Source organism: Nocardia sp. NPDC004123 (assembly GCF_053603795.1).
Genome location: NZ_JBSGGG010000008.1, coordinates 198,417 through 217,673, shown reverse-complemented (window position 1 = coordinate 217,673; position 19,257 = coordinate 198,417). Strand labels below are relative to the sequence as shown.

The window sequence follows — 19,257 nt, the reverse complement described above, 5'->3', positions numbered from 1 at the left end:
TTCTGTGGGCCACTTATCGATCAGGTACCTGCGATTTATCGATTGAGTGCCGACTCTACTCTCATGGCTTCGCCGCCGAGGCCGGATCACGTTGCGCGAGCAGGGCATCCAGCTGCTTTTCGGCGCGTTCGGCACGGGCCAGGGTCTGGGCGCGGGCATCGTCCAGGGCGGCGAGCCGTTCGGCGGCCTCCTGCCGTGTCTTGTCGACGGCGGCCGCCGATTCCGTCCGCACCGCGGCCAGGTCGGCGGCGGCCTGCCGGCGCACCTCGGTGAGTTCCGTCCGCGACCGATCGAGCTCGCCGCGGGCCCCCTTCAGTTCGTCCCGGGTGTCGGCGACCACCTGATTGCGTTCGGCCACAGCGGCTTCGGCCCGTTCAATGGTGCGCTCGGCATCGGCGGCACGTTGCACGGCGAGATCGCGTTCCGCGCCCGCCGCGGTGATCCGCTGGGTGGCGTCCCGGCGCACCTGCTCGATCTCGGCCGCCGCCTTCGAGCGGGCCAGCTCGATGTCCTCGCCGGCCTGCTGGCGCGCCCGCTCGGTGTCCTCGGCGGATTCTCGCCGGATGGTGCGGATCTCGGCCTCGGCCTCCGCCCGCGCGGCGAACACATCGTCGGCCGCCCGCTTCGTGACCCGCTCGACTTCCTTCAGCGCGTCGTCCCGCGCGGCGAGTGCCTCCGCGATCCGGCTCTCGGCTTCCTCCGCGGCCAGCGCCGCGTCCTCGGCCGCCGATTCGGCTGCCGCCCGGGCCTCTTCGGCCTCCCGCCGCGCCTGCTCGGCCGCGACGGTGGCCATCTCCGCCTCCGCGATCCGCCGTGCCGCATCCGCCTGCACGGCCTGGACCTGCGCTTCCGCGACGGCCGGATCGGCCAGCGTGGACAACTCCGCCACGGCGCTATTGAGCGTCGTCCCAAGCTGTTCGGCGATCGCGCGGAACTGTCCGAGCAGCTCATCGGCCCGCAGCCGAGCCACGGTCACCGGCCCCCGTTGCGTCACAGTGACATTCGCCGGGGGCGTCTCGCCCTCGGCCTGTTGCTGCCGTTGCCGCTCTCGCCAGGCCCGCCAGCGGGTGTGCTCCGGGTGATCACAGTATTCCGACGGACGCCCCGGCCCTCCGCCACGCGTAATCGGTTTGGTGCAGCCGGGGTAGTTGCAGATGCTCGACACAACGGGAATCGTAGCGTTGGTTTCGTCAAACCCAACGGAACAACACGAAACGAAAACCGAAGTACCCCAAACCAAACCGAGCCGTCCTGGCCTCCGATAAGTGAATGTTATCGGGGGTCAGAATCGCCACTCCCCCTGAAAACGCTTGATTCCGTTTCGTTTACGTTTGGTTGGCCCACACGCTACGGAAGTGCAACGAAACCTCTCAAAAACTGGGCACGCATGTACGCTGGTACCACTTCTGTCGGGTCTCACCTAAAGTGGCGGATTCTCAACCCATCTGGCGAAAGCGTGGCGAGTTTGGCGTGGCAGCGTCACATCGTCGAGGTCGAAGCCGGCCTGCCGCCGGACGCGGCGGAAGGTTCGAGACCTCGCCCGGAAGACGATCCCGCACAGCCGATCCACGCGCGTGAGAAGGCCAAGGCCACGGAGTTGACGGCTCAGTGCCGGCGAACGAGCGCGCGGCCGAACACAGATCCGATTGGATGGTTGCTGGTGGGTACCGCCCAGGCTGGGTGGCGGTTTGTGCTGGCAACGTCCGAATTGTGACGATCCCTGATCTTGTCGCTCGGGCGGTGGCAATCGGGACGACGTCGGGCGCGCCGACGTCGGAAGCCGAACTGGTTGCGGCCGAAGCTGGCTCGGGGTTCGCTTCGATACCCAGTATCGCGACCTGATGTTGATCTGCAGCGGCATCGAGGGTCTGGGGTCGTGGCGGACCGCAGGTCAGACGCTCGCGACCCGCCGACCCCGTCAGCGCTCGGGCATGATCCCGGACCGGAAGATGCGCGTCGGGATGCCGGCTCGTTGCGCCAAATCGGCGGTATGACTTGCACCGGCTGAACCATCGTGAATGAAGGCCAGGCATACATCGGCGCCCAACTTCACCATCTCTGCATTCCGCTGGAAGCCCGCGCGGCGACCGAACTGCTTCCAATCCGCCGGAATCCGTTCGACCTGCCCACCCCAATGAGTCCAGCACGCCTCGCACAGCGCATCAGCACCGGTCGGACAAGCCCCCGACACCAGAACGGCATCCAGATCCCACACCTCTGCCAACGCATCCCGAATGATGCGCCGGTCCCTCCACGACCGCGAGCCGGTCACCAGAACCCGTTTTCCCACGCTGCACAGATCTCCCTCGAATTGGCTGGTTGCACTTCGCCGCACACTCTGTCAGCAGGTCCCGACATCCCGCACCCGAATCCCGGTCCCAGTTCACGGCCGCCGAATCGCGTCGACTGCGTTCAACGCCGACGCTGCGGAAACCGCCACTCGGTCTGAGAAACACCCACCGGCAGCCGCCCCATCGCGGCTGGCCGACCGCAGGTCAGAGGCTCGCTCTCCGCCAGGTCGGCTGAGAACTCACAACTCTCACGAGATGTGGTTGCCAGGTCTCACCCAAAGTGGCGGATTCTCAACCAAATTCCGGACAGGGGTCCGACATCGACGCAACGACCGCGGACGTGGCCTTCCGCGCCTGACACTGCTGGGGCGGACCCGGTCTTCCGGCCCGCCCCGGCAGTGTCAGGCGCGATTGTCAAGCGCCACAGATCCCCTCGACGGCGATCTTCTGGAATGCAGTTGGGTAGGTAACGATCCCGTCGGGATACTTCGCTGCCCCCTGTTGGAACTCTGGGTTGGACAAAGCCGCCAACAGTGCTGCGGAGGATTCCCACACTGCAACATTGGCAAACAGCTGGCTGCCGCCGATTCCGCGGTTCATTTGAGTGGAGACGAAGCCCGGCTGCGACTTCATGAAGGAAGCGTCCGCGGCCCAGATCTTCAAGAAGTCATCAGCCAACTCGGCTGGGACGACAAAAATGTTGATTACGGTGATCGGACCGGTGGTTTCCTGCAGCTGCACGGAGAGTGGGACCGCGGGATCCAGTGCCTTGAATTGAATCATTGTTTCATCCTTTCGTTTCTACCTTGATTCGTAAATCTTGAGATGCCGATCCGTCATACCTGGACGGGTTCTTCCTGACGGGCCGTCACCGGCCGATACAGGCAGGCGAAGAACAGCGCGAACCCAACGGTCAGGAGGATGTGTCCACCTCCGGCCAGATGGGCTGGCAAGTCACTCTCGGAGTGGCCCAGCACGGTCCGAATGCCGATCATCGTCATGCAGGCCACCGACCAGAGGACACCTGCGTTGTACGTCCAGAAGAACCATCCGTACAGCCGCTGTGAAGAAAGTGCGAACTGCTTTTCCAGGGCCAAGACAATGAGAAAAAACAGCGTGCCGAGCGACAGGAGGTGCGTATGCGTGATCGCAAGCTCGGTCTTCCCGGTGAAATTGTGGGACTTGGTGAAATCGCGATAGAACAACCCGGACACCAGTCCGAGCACGGTATAGAGGGTCGCCGCGTAGTAGAGCTGTTTCATCGAGATCCTTGTCGGAGTGTTCGGTGCTGGCCACCTTTGGGCACCCTGCCCGATCCTGTCGGCCGGTCGGCCATCATGACGACCACCACACTAGAACAGATGATCGTTAAATGGAACAGTGGTCTAGTAGGTAGTCCGATGCTCTCCTACACTCGATGTAGTACGAGCAAGTCGACGACGAGGGGCTCGATACGCTGACTGGCGAGGTGAGGTTGTTGACAGGAGGAGTAGATGTCGGCGGAGCAATCCAGCGTGATCCGCTTGCGTGATCGACGTGAGCAACTGACGCTGCGGATCATCCTGACCACCGCACGCCGGCTCTTCGCCGAGAGCGGATACACGGGTACGTCGATTCGGAGCATCGCCCGCGAGGCCGGGGTCGCACCGCAGACGATCTACTCGCACTTCGGCTCCAAGGCCGGAGTGTTGCGGGGACTCATCGACCTGCTCGAGGAAGAAGCGGGGTTGATCGACCTGCGGGCCGAGTCCGAGCACCTCGACGATCCCATGGAGTTGATCCGGACACTGGCAAGAGGGAGCCGGCAAGTCCGCGAGCGGTGCGGTGACATCCTCACCCTGCTTCACTCCGGAGCCAGCATCGATGCCGACATCGCTAACGCCAGGACCGAAGCTATGCGACGCAACCGCATCGAAATCGACGCAGTCATCGGGCAGATTCGCGATGCCGGTAGAAATCTCGACGTCAACGCCACAGACGTCGCAGTTTCACTGATGACGGACGACGTCTATCACAGCCTGGTCACCGATGCCGGCTGGACGCCTGCGGCGTACGAGCGATGGCTCACAAACACGCTCGCGCTCCTGCTGTCGCACTCGGAGCCGGAAGTCGGTTGAGGATTTCGACGACCGCGTTGAGCGGAAACCGCCACTCAGGGCTGCGACGTACATTTGCGCAGTACCGCCCATAACCGACCAGGAAGGACGGGATCCGACGTGTCCGACGCAGAACGGATCAACTGGGATCATCTCAAGACTCGGCAGCCGACCGACGCTGAAAGAGATTCGCTGCGAGCAGACCTCGTCGAACGGGCGCTTGCGGTCAGGCGGAACGGGTGGGACGACTACCGGTCCGTGTGGACGAGCGGCGAGGTTGCCGGGGTCGCCTACCTGCTAGAGGAAGGCGACCTGCTGGAGGAACTCGACGAGCACGAGGGGTCGGTGCTGACCCGATTCGCCGGCGATCTCTACGGCTTCAAGGGCGCACGGAAAGACATCGACGCCGGTCTGGTCGGCACCCAGGCGTGGTTCGCCACCGCCCGCGCCGAACTGGATGCCCGCAGTTCCGGCGCGAACGGATAAGCACTATCGGCTATTTCGCCTGTGGCGCAGGCTGGGCCGGATCCTTGCAGTACGGGAGTTCGGGTGGGCAGGGGGTGAGGATGGTGGAGAAGTACTGGATGGCCGAGAAGAGGGTGACGGGTCCGCCGGCGAGGACGATGCCGGCCATGGAACCGACCGCGCCGAGGGTTGCCATGCCGAGTACGCATCCGGCGACGGTGGCGCCGACGAAGGGCACCAGCAAGGCGATGACCGGGCTGGAGATGACGGCGCCCGCGGCACCGCCGACCAGACAGCCGACACCGGCGCCGAGGACGGCACCGAGCACAGCGCTGACGGCCGCACCGATCGCGACGCGTTGCGCGAATGCACCCAGGGCTTGTGCGTCACGTGGCGTAAAGGATTCGGCCACTTGGGTTGCCGCTTGGTCGACGGTCACGACGTCGCGGGCGTCGACCCGAGTGATCTGCTGCGGGTTGGCCTTCGACGGTGTGAGGGTCGCGGTCGAGCCGTCGAGTCGGGCGGTGACAGGGTAGGCGGTGTCGTCGATGCGGTAGGTCAATGGGAGCGCGGCGACGGGTCGGTCGTGCCGGTCGAAGAGCACCAGTTGCTCGTCGAGACGGCGCAGTGTGCCGTCGCTGACGGTAATAACAGCGGAGTCGCCCTGCCGAGTGACTTCGTATGCCACCGAGCCGGATTCGTCGCCTGCGGTCGGTTCCGCGTAGGCCGTTGCGGCGGGAATGACCACTGCAGTCGCTGCGAACGCGGCGACTACCGCGGATTTCCTCATTTTCATGGGTACCTCATCATCATTGATGGAATCGGGCGCGGCACTGCGGTCCTCACCCGTGGTTAGCGGGGGTAATAGGCCCCGCATCCGGCGGTCAGGCGCCGGAGGCTGTGTCGTTCGCGAGAACCGTTGCCCCTGGGGCGGTATGGGCCGCGACGAGCTCGCTTTGAGGATCTTGCCGCTCGCGGTCATCGGTAGGGTTTCGGTGAACTCGACGATGCGTCAGGACGCGACGGCCAGCGGTGCGGCGGTGGCGGCCCGTACCTGCGCCGCAATGATGCCGGGGGCGCATTCGCGCAGCATCAGTCCGGCCGGAGTGACATCGATGACGGCGAGGTTGGTGATGATGCGGTGCACCACCCGTTCGCCGGTCAGCGGAAGCGTGCAGTGGGACACGATCTTCGGCGCTCCGGTCTTGTCGGTGTGTTCCATGAGCACCAGGACGCGACCGGCGCCGTGCACCAGATCCATTGCTCCGCCCATACCTTTGACCATGTGGCCGGGGACCATCCAGTTCGCCAGATCGCCCGCGGACGAGACCTGCATCCCGCCGAGCACAGCGGTGTCGATGTGCCCGCCGCGGATCATGCCGAAGCTGGTGGCCGAGTCGAAGAACGACGCCCCCGCCACGGTGGTGACAGTCTCCTTGCCTGCGTTGATCAGATCGGCGTCGATGTCTGCCGCGGCCGGATACGGTCCGGTGCCGAGGATTCCGTTCTCGGAGTGCAAGGTGACGCGAACGCCGGCGGGTAGATGGTTCGGGATGAGGGTCGGCAGCCCGATGCCGAGATTGACGTATTCGCCCGGGCGGAGTTCGCGGGCGGCCCGGGCGGCCATTTCGGTGCGGGACCAGCCCAGATTCGTGGTGGCCGTGGTCATGTCGACTGCTCCTGGGCGACGGTTCGTTTCTCGATGTGTTTGAGCTGCGGTCCGGTGTGCACCACCCGGTCGACGAAGACGCCGGGCAGGTGGATACGCGCCGGATCGAGATCGCCCGCGGGAACCAGGTACTCGACCTGCGCGATGCAGCAGCGTCCGGCCATGGCGGCCAGCGGGTTGAAGTTGCGGGCCGACTTCTCGAACACCAGGTTTCCCTCGGTGTCGCCGATGCGGGCGTGCACCAGCGCGAAGTCGGCGGTGAGCGCTTCTTCGAGCACATAACGCCGCTCACCCCAGCCGCCGCCGAAGGTGCGTACTTCCTTGGCGGGCGAGGCCACCGCGACCGATCCGTCCGCGGCATACCGCCACGGCAGCCCGCCATCGGCGACCGGGCTACCGACCCCCGCCGGCGTGAAGAACGCCGGAATGCCCGCGCCGCCGGCCCGCAGCTTCTCCGCAAGGGTGCCCTGCGGGGTCAGCTCGACCTCCAGTTCGCCGGCCAGATACTGGCGGGCGAACTCGCTGTTCTCGCCCACATAGGAGGCGATGATGCGACGGATGCGCTTGTCCGCCAGCAGAATTCCGAGGCCGTATGCATCGGTGCCGCAATTGTTGGATATCACCTCGAGGTCGGTGACCTCGCGGGCGGCGAGCGCGTCGATGAGTGCGTCGGGGATACCGCACAGCCCGAATCCACCTACCGCGAGCGAGGAGCCCGAGGTGATGTCGGCGACGGCGGCCGCGGCCGACGCGGCGACCTTCGTCATCGGGTGGCCTCCGGTGCGGCCGCCACCGGCGTCGTCTCCTCGACGAGTTCTCGCAGCAGCTCGGCCGCGCGCGGCCAATCCCCGTATCCCGAGGCGGGATTGAGGTGGCCGACCTCGCCGAGATCGACCAGTCGACTCCCCCACGCCTCCGCCATCCCGGAGACACGCCGGTAGGTGGCCAGCGGGTCGTTGGTGGAGGCGGCGACGATGCTGGGAAATGGTAAGCGCCGCCAGGGAATCGGCGTCCACCCGTTGGCGTCCAGTTCCTCGCGCGAGGGGTACCCGTCCGGTAGCGGGGTCTCGAAATCCGGGGGCGTGGCCAGTAGCGCGCCCTGCACGGGCCGGGTGGACTGCTGAGCCCATCGCACCGTGATCATGACACCGGCGCTGTGGGCGACGAGCACGACGGGCCCGTCGATCTCGGTGAGCACCGCGTCGAGGGCGGCGACGCGGGCGGCGCAGGAGAGCTTGTCCCGCTCCAGCGGCGGCACCGTGCGGACCCGGTCCAGCTGGTCGGCGAGCCGGGTCTGCCAGTGGTCGGGGACGTGGTCGCGCAGCCCGGGCACGATCACAACGGTCGGTGTGGTGGTCTCATTCATGGGGTGCGGCAAGTCCTTTCGAAGGTCGATGCGTCAGGCCGGAGTCGAGCGCGGCGAGCCTGCGCAGCCCGGCGGGATAGGCCCGCTTGCCCAGCGCGAGTGCGGCGATGGCGAGCAGATAGGTCAGCGGCGCGAGCCGCAGCGCGTTCGCCAATCCGAGGTGATCGGCTAGGACGCCGACGACGAACGGGCCCAGTGCCAGGCCGAGCAGACTGTTGGCGAGGGTGAGGGTGCCGAAGGCCGAAGCCTGGACGGAGGGGTGGGTGAGGTTGGCGACCATGGCCGCGGCCGGTCCCGACGATCCGCCGGAGAAGAACGCCCCGACGCCGATCAGCAGTAGCTGCAGCGGACCGTGGCCGACGGCGAAACCGATTGCGAGGCAGGCCAGGGCGATCGCGCAGAACACGATGGCCGCGGTCCATTTGCGGGCCATGTCGGTGCGGCTGACTCGGTCGGTGATCATCCCGCAGCCCACCATTCCGGCGCCGACGAGCAGCACGAACACCGAGGCGACCGCGCCCGCCCGGTCCGGGGCCAGGTCGTAGTAGCGGCCGAAGAAGCTCGGCATCCACGACAGCAGCACCGCTGCGGTGAAGATCTGCAGGGCACTGCCCACGTACGCGCACAGGACCGCCGGATTGGTGAACAGTGTCGAGACCGGAATCCGCAGGCCCGCTCCACTTTCCTGGCTCGGCGCCGGGTCGGCGGCGTGCCGGGCGAGCTTCTCCTCGCTGACGGCCGCCCGGAACAGCGCCGCCAGGACCAGCCCGAAGACCGCCATGAGGGCGAACGACCAGCGCCATCCGAAGTGCACGGCGATCACCCCGCCGAACGCCACGCCCAGCACCGATCCGAACGATCCGCCCGCCATGAACGCGCCGCTCAGCGCGGCATGCATGCGGGGCGCGAAGACGCTGAGCACCACGGCGATTCCGACGCTGCCGTAGGCGGCCTCACCGACGCCGACGAGGAAGCGGGCGCCGAGCATCTGCGGGTAGTCGGCGGCCACCGCGCACAGCAGGGTGGCCGCGCTCCACAACACCGCCATCAGGACCAGGCTGCGCACCCGGCCCCAGCGGTCGGCCAGCAGCGAGAGCGGCAACGTCAGTAGGCCGACCATCAGCGCGACCACGCTGCTGAGCGAGGCCAGCCGCGAATCCGAGAGTCCCCATGCGGTTTTCAGGAAGGGAAAGACCGCGCTGAGAACTTGGCGCGACATGTAGTCGGCCAGCAGCAGACCGAAGGCCAGCGCGAAGATGAGCCACGGATACGCCCGGCGGGTCCGTGCGACCGCCGTGGCCGGGGCGGCGGCCGGCTGGCCGTCCGTCCCGGCGGCGGTAGTGTGCAACTCCATTGGTGCTCCTACGTATCCGGTGTGCGAGACGGTGGTGCACACCGGAGCTAGAGAGGGAACCGGGGGCACACGACCGTCGGCCGTGTGCCCCCGGAAATCGGGCACTGCCTGATCAGCGACCCGAGAGGCGGCCCGGTGCGAGCGGGTCAGGCGTGGTGGGTGAAGCCGACCTGGCCCGGCTTGCGGTTGGGCGCGAAGCCGAGCTTGGCGAGCGTCTCGTCCGCGTCGGCGTAGCGCTCGTCGAGCTTGTAGATCTCGCGCGCCTCCTTGCCGGTGGCGACCTCGCGACCCAGCTCACCGGCGATGCGCACCAGTTGCTCGACCTGCTGCACCGAGGTCATCTTCTGGCCCTTGCGACCCCAGAGGGTGTCCTCGTTGCCGCAGCGCGCGTGCAGACCCATCGCGATGGCCATGGTGTTGACCGGCAGCACGCTGCGCATGAGCGTTTCGAGGGTCAGCACCGCGCCGTCGGGGACCCGGCGGATGAACTCCATCATGTTGTAGGGGTTGGGTCCGTCGAAGCCGCCGCCGATGCCGACCCAGGTCACCATGAGCGGGCCGGTGTAGACGCCGCGGCGGATCAGCCGTTCCACCGTCTCGAGCTGTGCGATGTTCGCGAGCTGGAAGTGCGGTTGAATTCCGGCCGCCTGCAATCGCTTCAGGTGCTCCTCCACCCAGCCCGGTCCCGCCGGGACGTGCATCTCGCGGTAGGCCTCGTACACCTCCGGGCGGGTGAACGAGGTGCCCGCGATGTCGTCGGCGGTCATCAGCTCGACGATGTTCATCTGATTGGTATTGATGGCGATGGTGACCTGATCCGGCTTGGGATCCAGCGCCGCGAGCATGTGGCGTGCGTCGTCGGAGAGCCATTTGGCGTCGGCGCCATCACCTTCCGGCGCGAACGAGATGGAGCCGCCGACCTGGAGGATCATGTCCGGCACCGCCTCTCGCAGCCGGCCCAGCAGCTCGTTGAACTTCGAGAGCCGCTTGGAGCCCTTCCCGTCGAGTTCCCGCACGTGGATGTGCAGGACGGTGGCGCCCGCGTTGTAGCAGTCGACCGCCTGCTGGACGTGCTCGTCCATGGTCAGCGGCAGGTCTTCGCGGAAGTCGTCGGGCTCCCACTCGGGGCCGTAGGGGGCGACGGTGATGACCAGCTTCTCCTGGACCTCCGGGAACAGCGCATCGTCGTGGAAATGCATGGGTTTACTCCAATGTGAGTGGGCTGGAAGGGATGTCAGTACGGGAGGTCGCCGATGATCCCGGCGCGCTCCATCTTTCGGACCGCGGGCCAGTAGTCCTGGACCGCGTAATGCTGGGTGGACCGGTTGTCCCAGATGGCGAAGCTGTTCGGGGTCCACCGCCAGCGCACCTGGTATTCGGGGACCGCGGCCTGCCGCATCAGGTAGTGCAGCAACTCCGCCGCGCCCGGCGCGTAATCGAAGCCGAAGCGCACGTTCTCGGGGGTGTGGTAATTGACCAGGTGTGTGGTGAAGGCGTTGACGAACAGGATCTGCTCGCCGGTCTCCGGGTGCGTGCGCACCACCGGGTGCTCGGCGTCCGGAAAGCGTTGCGCCAGTTCGTGACGCTGCTCCAGCGGCATGGCCGCGCCGAAGCTGGCCTCGATGCTGTGCCGGGCGCGCAGGCCCCGGATACGGTTCTTCACCTCGTCGGGCAGACGCCGGTACGCCTCGGCCATATTCACCCAGATGGTGTCGCCACCGACGGGCGGCGCCTCCACACAGCGCAGCACCGAACCCATCGGCGGATGCTGTCGCCAGGTGGCGTCGCAGTGGTAGGCGTTCTCGTAGTGTTCCGGCGCGCTGTCCAGATCCTTGTAGATGCGCACCAGGCCCGGGTGGTCCGGGTCGCTACCGGCGACCGGATGGTCCTCCAGCTCGCCGAAGCGACGGGCGAGCGCGACGTGGTCGGCGCGGCTGATGTCCTGATCGCGGACGAACAGGACCTTGTATTCGAGCAGCAGGGCGCGCAATTCGGCGAAAAGATCGGCATCGTGCGCGGCCGCGGCCAGGTCGACGCCGGACAGCTCGGCACCGATGGTGCAGGTCAGCGGCGTCACGCCGATCGACCAGCGCAGCGTCGAATCCTCCAGCGGGGTAAGGGTTGTCATGACAGTCCTCCAAGGGGTGTGAGCCGCGGCAACGGGCGGCCGGAGTTTCAGAGCACGAAGACCGAGGTGCCGACGCTGCGACCGGACTCCAGGTCGCGGTGCGCCTGCTCCGCGTCGGGCAGCACGTAGCGCTGATTGATGTCGACGCGAATGCGGCCCGCGGCGACGTGGGAGAAGAGCTCACCCGCGAGTTCGGCTCGTTCGGCGGGGTCGGCGATGTAGTCGGCGAGCGCGGGGCGCGTCACGAACAGCGAACCCTTCACCGCCAACTGCATGGCGTCGATCGGGGGGACCGGGCCCGACGCGGTGCCGAAGCAGACGAGCAGGCCACGCCGCGCCAAGGAATCCAGAGACGACTGATAGGTGGTCTTCCCGATGCTGTCGTAGACCACCGGCACGCCCTTGCCGTCGGTGATCTCCCGGACTCGTTCGGCGACGTTCTCGCGGGTGTAGAGCACGACGTGATCGCAGCCGTTCGCGCGGGCGATCGCGGCCTTCTCCTCGCTCGACACCGTCCCGATCACGGTGACGCCCAGCAACTTCGCCCACTGGGTGAACAGCGAGCCGACACCGCCGGCGGCGGCGTGCAGCAGCACGGTGTCCCCGGCGCGCAGCGGGTGAATGCGCCGCAGCAGGTATGCGGTGGTGAGTCCGCGCATGGTCATGGAGGCGGCGGTCTCGAACGGGATCTCCTGCGGCAACCGGATCAGGTGCTCGGCGGGCATCACTCGTTCGGTGCTGTAGGCGCCGAGCGGGCTGCCGGTGTAGGTCACGCGGTCACCCGCCCGGAAATCGGTGATGTCCGGACCGACCGCCTCGATCACGCCCGCCGCCTCGACGCCCATGCCGGCGGGCAGCGCCGCCGGGTAGAGGCCGGTGCGGAAGTAGGTGTCGGCGAAGTTCAAGCCGACCGCTTCGTGCCGAATCCGGACCTCGCCCGGTCCGGGCTCGCCGACTTCGGCTGTCTCGCACCGCAATACCTCGGGTCCACCGGTTTCGTAGAAGCGAACAGCTTGTGCCACAGTGCATCTCCTTTTCGACGCGACCGCGCCGGTGCGGCGATCGGCGTTCTGGGTCCGACAGGGGTACCCGGCACCGACCCGTCGCGTGCCCGCGGCTGCGGGGACGCTCGGAGGCCCGGGCTATCGAGAACGAGAGACCTGCGCAGAATTCGTGCCGGGTGCGCTCACCGACCGCGACTTCCTGCTTTCCGCTGGTCAACTCGTTGTGATGAACCCAGAGTAAGGCGGATCACAGTCATTTGCTTATCCTTGCGGGACAAGAATCCATTCAGCTCGGGACACGAGAGGATGTGTGGTGAAGCCGCTCGCCCGCTATGCCGCGTTGAACAACTACGTGGAGCTGGGACGATCCGTCGGCCTCGATCCGGTTCGCCTGGTGCGCGAATCCGGGCTCGATCCGGCGAGCCTGACCCTGCCGGACCGCTGGGTGCCGGCCGCCACCATCGCCGATCTGCTCGAACGCTCCGCCGCCGCCGCGCAGTGCGAGGACTTCGGGCTGCGCCTGGCCGAGCGGCGACGCTTCGCGAACCTCGGCCCATTGAGCCTGGTCATCCGCGAGGAACCGGATGTGCGCAGCGCACTGCGGGTCATGTCCCGGCACGAGCACATGTACAACGAGGCGCTGCACACCCGCCTCACCGAACGCAACGGTCTCGCCACCATCCGGCTCGGGCTCGATATCGGGCAGCCCGGCGAAACCCGCCAGGCCATCGAACTTGCCGTCGGAGTGCTGCACGGCCTGCTGCGCGGATTCCTCGGCAGCGGCTGGCAGCCGGTGGAGATCCGCTTCGCCCACGCCGCGCCGTCCGACCGCAGCACCCATCACCGCATGCTCGGGCCGAACATCACCTTCGGTCAGGACTTCAACGGAATCATCATCTACACAACCGATCTCGACGCGCGCAACGCCATGTCGGACCCGCTGCTGCGCACCTACGCCCAGCAGTTCCTCGGCTCCACCGACCTCACCGCCACCGCCACCACCATCGACCGGGTCCGGGAATTGATCGAACTCCTGCTGCCGACCGGCCGCTGTTCGGTCGAACAGATCGCTCGCAGCCTCGGCGTCGACCGCCGCACCATCCACCGGCACCTCGCCGCGGAAGGCGAAACCTTCACCGCCCTCCTGGATTCCACCCGCGCCGAACTGGCCCAGCACCTGGTCACGAATCGCCGCCACTCCCTCACCGAGATCGCCGAAATGCTGGCCTTCTCCTCCCCCAGCAACTTCTCCCGCTGGTTCACGAAACGCCACGGCTGCAGCCCGAGAACCTGGCGTGCCCAGGGCAAGCCCACCGTGCGCCCGAAAGTCCATGACGCCCACCAGGACCGGGAAGGCCACCGTCATCGACCTGCGCCTAATGCGGCGGCGGAACCAGAATCCGACAGATAGCTTGACGGCCGGTAAGGTATTTCTCTACCGTGCAATAGGTCCGTCCGAGGCTCGCCCGCCGTTGCCGAGGGCTGGCATACCTGATGGAGGTGGGGAGTATGCCGGGCGTCAGCATGCTGTGGCCGGACTCAGTGGCGTTGGGCGACAGCCTGATCGTGGATTCGGGCGCGGTGACCGACCTCCATATCGATCGGATCATCGCCGCCGTCGTCGGGGCCGATGAATACCGGCTGCGGGCCTGGCTTTCCGAACCCGTCCGGGACCCGGAGACGGTGAGGTACCGACACGAGATCTTCGCCGATCTCGCGGATGATTCGGTGCGGGAAGTGTTCGACGCGTTCGCCGCCGGCATGCGCCGCACACGTGAACGGCTCGATTGGCAGGAACGCCTGCATCATCCGCATCAGCGTCAGTGGTGGCAGCTCAGTGCTGCTGCCGAATACGTCGAGGCCGTAACGCGGTTCACCGAGGCGCTGGCCGCACTCCCCTTGTCCGCTCGTGCGCTGACCCGATGGCGTGAGTTCATCGCCGAATACATCGTTGGGCCCGACTTCGGGCATCTGGCCACGGCCGTACACCAGGCGCAGCAGGCGTTGAGCTCGGTGCACTACAGCGTGCGGATCGTCGACCGCACCCTCGAAGTGGGGTCTGTCGGCGCTGAGGCGGATTACAGCGCGGCGATCGCGAGTTTGTTCTCGCGCTTCGGTGTCGGTGCGCCACGGCCGGGGCGGCCACGCTCGGACTGGGACGACATCAATCACATGGAGGAGCAGATACTCGATCGTGTCGCCGTTTTGCACCCTCGGAGCTTCGAGCAACTCGCCGAATTCGCCCGCAACCACGGGCAGTTCGCCGACACCGCGGTGATGGCGTTCGATCGGGAGATCCAGTTCTATCTGACGTATCTCGCCTTCGTCCGCCGGGTCAGTGGAACAGACCGGGCGATGTGCCTGCCACAGTTGGCGACCCGGGGCACGGAGATTCACGCCGAAGGCGCGTTCGACCTCGCACTGGTCACCCGTCGCGGGCGCGCCGACACCGAAGTGGTGTGCAACGATCTGCGGCTGTCGGGTCCGGAACGAGTGCTGGTGGTGACCGGTCCCAACCAGGGCGGGAAGACGACCTTCGCGCGCACGGCCGGCCAGCTGATCTATTTCGCCGCGCTCGGCTGCCCGGTCCCGGCCCGCAGTGCCTGCCTGCCGTTGGCGGACCGGCTGTTCACGCATTTCGAACGTGCCGAGCAGCCAACCGATCCCGATGGGCGTCTCGCCGAGGAGCTGCTGCGCCTCCGCGACACACTCGCGGAGGCGACCGCGGACAGCGTGATCATCCTCAATGAGAGTTTCAGCGCGACCAGTACCGCCGATGCCGTGCGGATCGGCGGCGATGTGCTCGATCGGATCGTCGAGCGTGGCGCGATGGCCGTGTGGGTCACCTTCTTCGACGAGCTGGCCCGGTCCGGACCGGCCACGGTCAGCATGGTGGCCACCGACCCCGGCGATCCGTCCCGGCGCACGTTCCGCATCGAGCGCAGACCGGCCGACGGCCATGCCCACGCCGTGGTGCTCGCCGAGCGCTTCGGGCTGACCTACGACCTCGTGACCGCCAGGATCGCCGCATGCAGGTGAATCTTCTCCATCCTGCCGACTACGAACCGCGTCCAGCAGGCAACGGGGACAACGCCTTCGATGATCTCGGTCTCGAGGCGCTGTGCACTGCGGCCTCCGACGATCCTGTCATCCGTGATGCCGTGCGGGCCGGGCTGGGAGCACCGGTGACCGATCCGGAGGTGATCCGCTACCGGCACGCCGTGCTCGCCGACTGCCAGGCTCATCCGATACTGGTGCGCGAGCTCTACCTGATCGCGTCCCAGGCAACCGAAGTCAGGCGCCGCAAGGCCGGTCCATTGCACCGCGCCAGTGGGAAACTGCTGCTCGCGCTGGAACCCCTGACCGAGTTGATCACGTTCCTCCGGCGATTGCGCGCCCTCTGCGATCGGGACGGCCGCCGGTTCCGAGCGCCCGGATTCACCCATCTGATGGCCGTCATAGCGGCTGAGCTCGACGACCGATATCTCGACAGTGTCGAAGCACAGTTGGCGGCAATGGATTTCGACCGCGGTCTGCACATCAGCGCCGGGCTCGGCGCCGGCAACCGGATCGCGGGCATCGTGCTGCACGAGCCGATCCGCCGTCGCCGCTTCGGATTCGATCGCCCGAGCCGCCACGCCTTTCGCGTCATCGACGAACCCGACCCCGAATTCGACCCGGTCATGCAACTGCGCGACCGAGCCGTGTCCGTCATCGCCGATGTCGTCAACGACGCGGTCGTCCACGTGCAGGACTTCTTCCGGCGACTGCGCAGCGAACTCGCCTTCTACCTCGGCTGTCTCGCACTACACGACCGCTTCCGCAATGCCGGGCTACCGGTGTGCCTGCCAACCCCGCATCCCGCCGGTCAAGCGCGACTGCGTTGCACCGGCCTGCGCGACGTCGCACTCGGCCTGACCCCCGGCCACCCGGTGGTCGGCAATGACATCGACGCCACAGGCCGCTCCCTGATCGTCATCACCGGAGCCAACAGCGGCGGCAAATCCACCCTGCTGCGCAGCATCGGCACCGCCCAGCTGATGATGCAGGCCGGAATGTACGTCGTCGCGGACGCATTCGAAGCCGATGTCCGCGATGGCGTCTACACCCACTTCGTCACCGACGAGGACCGCACCCTGTCCCACGGCAAGCTGGCCGACGAGCTGGCCCGCATGAGCCGCATCGTCGACCGCATCACCCCGAACTCCCTGCTGCTGTGCAACGAGTCGTTCTCCTCCACCAGCGAACACGACGCCACCCGCATCGCCGCCCCACTCGTCGACGCACTCCTCGAAGCCGGCGTCTCAATCGTCTTCGTCACCCACCTCTACGAATTCGCCCACCGCCGTCACCAATCCGCCCACCCGACCGATCTCTTCCTCCGCGCCGGCCACCACCCGGACGGCACCCGGACCTTCTCCTTCACACCGGCACCCCCGGAACCCACCAGCCACGCCGACGACGTCTTCCGCCGGATCTTCGACGCTCCTACTGCCTTCCACGGTTCAGACGGAGCTGCGCTACCAGGGCGCGGTGGTCTGAGCCCGGCGCGTCCACTGTCTCCACCGTGACCGTTCGCCCCTCCGCGACGGGTCGATGCCGACCGGGGCGGCCACCGTTTGTCGGTGGGATAGGTGACCAGATGCCCGGCACCGGCCTGTCCGGCGGTGATATCGGCGGACAGCCCGGTGTGCGGGTGGTGGGCGGGGTAGTCGCGCCATGCGTGACTTCGGGGCACCATGCGGGGTTCGACTTCGTTCCTCGCCCGCAAGGTTGGCGCACAAGCCGACGTGGAAAACGTTGCCCACCAACAACTTCGCAGCTGAATGTACGTCCGATAGGATTTGTCAGGATGAAAAATACAGACCCCTTGGTCCCGGTGCTGACCAGCCTTGTCGTTGACGTCATGTGGTGGCTGGACAGTTACGACGACACCGACGACGACCTGGACGCCGCGGTGGTCAGCATGATGGACAGCGTGGCCTGGACCATCGGCCAGCTCCCCTTCGAGCAGCAGGAACGGCTCCTCGGAGTCCTCCATGAACTGGCAAACGCTGAGGAAAACCCAGCACGTCGAGAACAACTGCGGTCATTTCCAGCTGCGGTGGGACTGGCCGAGCCACCCAGCGGCGAATGACTTCATCCACCACTGAGCTATGAGGTAGCGGTCGCCGCCGTGCTCTGTGCCGGCAGAGCCCGGCGAACAGTGCGGGGGAACGGAACCTACTCTTGCGCGGCAGCCACGGCCGCGAAGCCATCCGCGAGTTCCCGGAGCGGATCAAATGTAGGGGCGAAAAGGTTGGCGACCGCGGTGACCGTGTAGGCGGGCTCCGTGGTCAAACCAACGTCTTCGGCGGCAGGTAGCAGTCGCTCGCGGACGAATGCCTCAAATGCGTCCTCGTCATCCCACACTTCCACGATCCGCATTCCAGTCGCGGTTTCCCCCGCGATATGGAGGAGGATGCCCTCGGCCGGTGCGTTCTGGACGCCCATGCGCTCGATGATCGCAACGTAGAAAGTCGGCGAATTGCCGACCCATTCCATGACACTCAGTACCGCCATTTTCGAAGCTCCTTCAATCGATCAGGCCGCGGATCGCGGCCCGTTCTTGACCAAAGTAGGTGCGCGGCAACGGCGTTCGGATGCAGGAGCGCGTCAATCTCGGGACTAAACACGACACCGCTGAGGTTTGCTCTCGCATGGGAGGTCAACCTCGAGGGAGTGGCGCAGAAATCGGCTCGGGCGCGCAACATCGGGCTGCGATCGAGGGCACGGTGTCATCACACATCACCCGTCTGGTGTTGAGGACTGCTGGTCGGTTGGGTATTGCGGCCGCCGACGCCGAAAACCTAACCGGTCTGACACGTCATCAGTTGGATGACGACCTTGTTCGTCCCCCCACCAACTCGCTCCTGCGCCTCTGGGAGATGATGACGACCGCGGCACCCGAGGGCATGCCAGGGTTGCGGGCGGCAGAGTTGGCCGCAGTGGGCAGCCTGCATGTCTGGGACTACCTGTTCACCAGCGGTGCCACTCTCGCCGACGGTGCCCAGCAGGCTGCGGAATACTTGCATCTGCTCGTCGACCCCTCAGCGACGATGAACGTCCGATCGGACGGGGCTCAGCTGACACTGCGCTACGGTTCGGAAGCATCGTGGACGCCGGCTGCGGGCGCGATCCACGAATTCATCATGCTCCTGATCTTGCGCCGCTGCCGGGAAGCGATCGGCCACTCGATTGTGCCGCTGCATGTCGGGTTCGCCCACCCGGCCCCGCGGACATCCCAACTGCTGGCGGATGCGTTCGGTACGCGACGTCTCGACTTCGGTGGGCAGACCAACTCCATCACATTCCTGGGCTCGGATACCCAGCCACTTCAGCCGGCAGATCCCGAACTCGCCCGCATATTCCGCCGTTACGCCGAGATGACGGCATCCAGGAGCAGGCCATTGCCAGATTGGCGAGACAGCTTCAACGACGCCCTGGCGAAAGCCTTCGCCGACAAGACACCGTCCCTGCACGTGGTCGCACACCGACTTTCGCTCAGCCCCCGCACCGTGCAACGCAGGCTGGCCGACTACGGCACAACGTGGCAACAGCAACTCGACGAAGCACGCCACGCGCGCGCCGAGCACCTACTGCGCCATGCCCGAATGTCCTTCGGCACAGTTGCATCCCACCTCGGGTACGCGGATGCACGATCGCTACGCCGCGCTCTTCAACGCTGGGGCGGCACCGAGAAATTGGTGTGAATGCATCGTGGCGCAGTTGCTCAGCGTGAGGTCGCCCGACATCTGGGCATCGACCTGCCGGGGTTGCCCGCACACATCACGATCGGGCCCGCGGTGCACCAGCCCCAGGCCCGGTAGCCCTGACTGCGAACC

General features: G+C 66.5%; 20 protein-coding genes. 7 read left to right on the top strand and 13 right to left on the bottom strand.

Going from position 1 to position 19,257, the window contains the following annotated elements; genetic code table 11:
* Nucleotides 1-61 precede the first annotated feature (61 nt).
* From ACWEQQ_RS13970 to ACWEQQ_RS13955, 4 genes are all read right to left on the bottom strand, one after another.
* Complete coding sequence (locus ACWEQQ_RS13970) at nucleotides 62-1,165, bottom strand: hypothetical protein (protein ID WP_452348482.1); 1,104 nt, start codon at nucleotides 1,163-1,165, stop codon at nucleotides 62-64.
* A gap of 753 nt (nucleotides 1,166-1,918) precedes the next feature.
* A complete protein-coding gene (locus ACWEQQ_RS13965; protein WP_452340743.1) occupies nucleotides 1,919-2,290 on the bottom strand; it encodes an SLOG family protein in 372 nt (123 codons plus the stop codon).
* A 415-nt stretch (nucleotides 2,291-2,705) separates the two neighbouring features.
* Nucleotides 2,706-3,074: an antibiotic biosynthesis monooxygenase family protein gene (locus ACWEQQ_RS13960; RefSeq protein WP_452348481.1), complete on the bottom strand. Its 369-nt coding sequence runs from the start codon at nucleotides 3,072-3,074 to the stop codon at nucleotides 2,706-2,708.
* A gap of 53 nt (nucleotides 3,075-3,127) precedes the next feature.
* Nucleotides 3,128-3,553: a DUF2871 domain-containing protein gene (locus ACWEQQ_RS13955; RefSeq protein ID WP_452340745.1), complete on the bottom strand. Its 426-nt coding sequence runs from the start codon at nucleotides 3,551-3,553 to the stop codon at nucleotides 3,128-3,130.
* A 231-nt stretch (nucleotides 3,554-3,784) separates the two neighbouring features.
* Between ACWEQQ_RS13955 and ACWEQQ_RS13950 the strand changes: the two genes are divergently transcribed.
* On the top strand, nucleotides 3,785-4,408 hold the full coding sequence (locus ACWEQQ_RS13950; protein ID WP_452348480.1) for a TetR/AcrR family transcriptional regulator: 624 nt from the start codon (nucleotides 3,785-3,787) through the stop codon (nucleotides 4,406-4,408).
* Between the two features lie 99 nt (nucleotides 4,409-4,507).
* Nucleotides 4,508-4,873: a hypothetical protein gene (locus ACWEQQ_RS13945; protein ID WP_452348479.1), complete on the top strand. Its 366-nt coding sequence runs from the start codon at nucleotides 4,508-4,510 to the stop codon at nucleotides 4,871-4,873.
* A 10-nt stretch (nucleotides 4,874-4,883) separates the two neighbouring features.
* Here the strand turns inward: ACWEQQ_RS13945 and ACWEQQ_RS13940 are convergent, their stop codons facing one another.
* From ACWEQQ_RS13940 to ACWEQQ_RS13905, 8 genes are all read right to left on the bottom strand, one after another.
* A complete protein-coding gene (locus tag ACWEQQ_RS13940; RefSeq protein ID WP_452348478.1) occupies nucleotides 4,884-5,648 on the bottom strand; it encodes a hypothetical protein in 765 nt (254 codons plus the stop codon).
* A gap of 216 nt (nucleotides 5,649-5,864) precedes the next feature.
* Complete coding sequence (locus ACWEQQ_RS13935) at nucleotides 5,865-6,521, bottom strand: 3-oxoacid CoA-transferase subunit B (protein WP_452348477.1); 657 nt, start codon at nucleotides 6,519-6,521, stop codon at nucleotides 5,865-5,867.
* Nucleotides 6,518-7,288, bottom strand: a complete 771-nt coding sequence (locus tag ACWEQQ_RS13930) for a CoA transferase subunit A (protein WP_452348476.1) — start codon at nucleotides 7,286-7,288, stop codon at nucleotides 6,518-6,520. The genes ACWEQQ_RS13935 and ACWEQQ_RS13930 overlap by 4 nt, the downstream gene beginning before the upstream one ends.
* Nucleotides 7,285-7,887 (bottom strand): RBBP9/YdeN family alpha/beta hydrolase, encoded by a 603-nt coding sequence (locus ACWEQQ_RS13925; protein WP_452348475.1) that lies wholly within the window; start codon nucleotides 7,885-7,887, stop codon nucleotides 7,285-7,287. The genes ACWEQQ_RS13930 and ACWEQQ_RS13925 overlap by 4 nt, the downstream gene beginning before the upstream one ends.
* The gene (locus ACWEQQ_RS13920) at nucleotides 7,880-9,241 is read right to left on the bottom strand and encodes an MFS transporter (RefSeq protein WP_452348474.1); all 1,362 of its coding nucleotides are present in this window, start codon (nucleotides 9,239-9,241) and stop codon (nucleotides 7,880-7,882) included. The genes ACWEQQ_RS13925 and ACWEQQ_RS13920 overlap by 8 nt, the downstream gene beginning before the upstream one ends.
* A gap of 146 nt (nucleotides 9,242-9,387) precedes the next feature.
* A complete protein-coding gene (locus ACWEQQ_RS13915) occupies nucleotides 9,388-10,440 on the bottom strand; it encodes a 3-keto-5-aminohexanoate cleavage protein (protein ID WP_452348473.1) in 1,053 nt (350 codons plus the stop codon).
* Between the two features lie 35 nt (nucleotides 10,441-10,475).
* Entirely contained in the window at nucleotides 10,476-11,369 is an 894-nt protein-coding gene (locus tag ACWEQQ_RS13910; protein ID WP_452348472.1) for a TauD/TfdA dioxygenase family protein, read from the bottom strand.
* Nucleotides 11,370-11,416: 47 nt separating this feature from the next.
* Complete coding sequence (locus tag ACWEQQ_RS13905) at nucleotides 11,417-12,391, bottom strand: quinone oxidoreductase family protein (RefSeq protein WP_452348471.1); 975 nt, start codon at nucleotides 12,389-12,391, stop codon at nucleotides 11,417-11,419.
* 295 nt (nucleotides 12,392-12,686) lie between these two features.
* Between ACWEQQ_RS13905 and ACWEQQ_RS13900 the strand changes: the two genes are divergently transcribed.
* From ACWEQQ_RS13900 to ACWEQQ_RS13885, 4 genes are all read left to right on the top strand, one after another.
* Entirely contained in the window at nucleotides 12,687-13,784 is a 1,098-nt protein-coding gene (locus ACWEQQ_RS13900; RefSeq protein ID WP_452348470.1) for an AraC family transcriptional regulator ligand-binding domain-containing protein, read from the top strand.
* 98 nt (nucleotides 13,785-13,882) lie between these two features.
* The gene (locus ACWEQQ_RS13895) at nucleotides 13,883-15,412 is read left to right on the top strand and encodes a MutS-related protein (RefSeq protein WP_452348469.1); all 1,530 of its coding nucleotides are present in this window, start codon (nucleotides 13,883-13,885) and stop codon (nucleotides 15,410-15,412) included.
* Nucleotides 15,403-16,944, top strand: a complete 1,542-nt coding sequence (locus tag ACWEQQ_RS13890) for a MutS-related protein (RefSeq protein WP_452348468.1) — start codon at nucleotides 15,403-15,405, stop codon at nucleotides 16,942-16,944. Before ACWEQQ_RS13895 ends, ACWEQQ_RS13890 begins: the two co-directional genes overlap by 10 nt.
* A gap of 281 nt (nucleotides 16,945-17,225) precedes the next feature.
* Nucleotides 17,226-17,510: a hypothetical protein gene (locus ACWEQQ_RS13885; RefSeq protein WP_452348467.1), complete on the top strand. Its 285-nt coding sequence runs from the start codon at nucleotides 17,226-17,228 to the stop codon at nucleotides 17,508-17,510.
* Between the two features lie 86 nt (nucleotides 17,511-17,596).
* Here ACWEQQ_RS13885 and ACWEQQ_RS13880 read toward each other — a convergent pair whose 3' ends face one another.
* Nucleotides 17,597-17,935, bottom strand: a complete 339-nt coding sequence (locus ACWEQQ_RS13880) for a hypothetical protein (protein WP_452340760.1) — start codon at nucleotides 17,933-17,935, stop codon at nucleotides 17,597-17,599.
* Nucleotides 17,936-18,192: 257 nt separating this feature from the next.
* On the opposite strand from ACWEQQ_RS13880, the gene ACWEQQ_RS13875 reads away from it, so the two are divergent.
* Complete coding sequence (locus ACWEQQ_RS13875; RefSeq protein ID WP_452348466.1) at nucleotides 18,193-19,125, top strand: AraC family transcriptional regulator ligand-binding domain-containing protein; 933 nt, start codon at nucleotides 18,193-18,195, stop codon at nucleotides 19,123-19,125.
* Nucleotides 19,126-19,257: the final 132 nt, after the last annotated feature.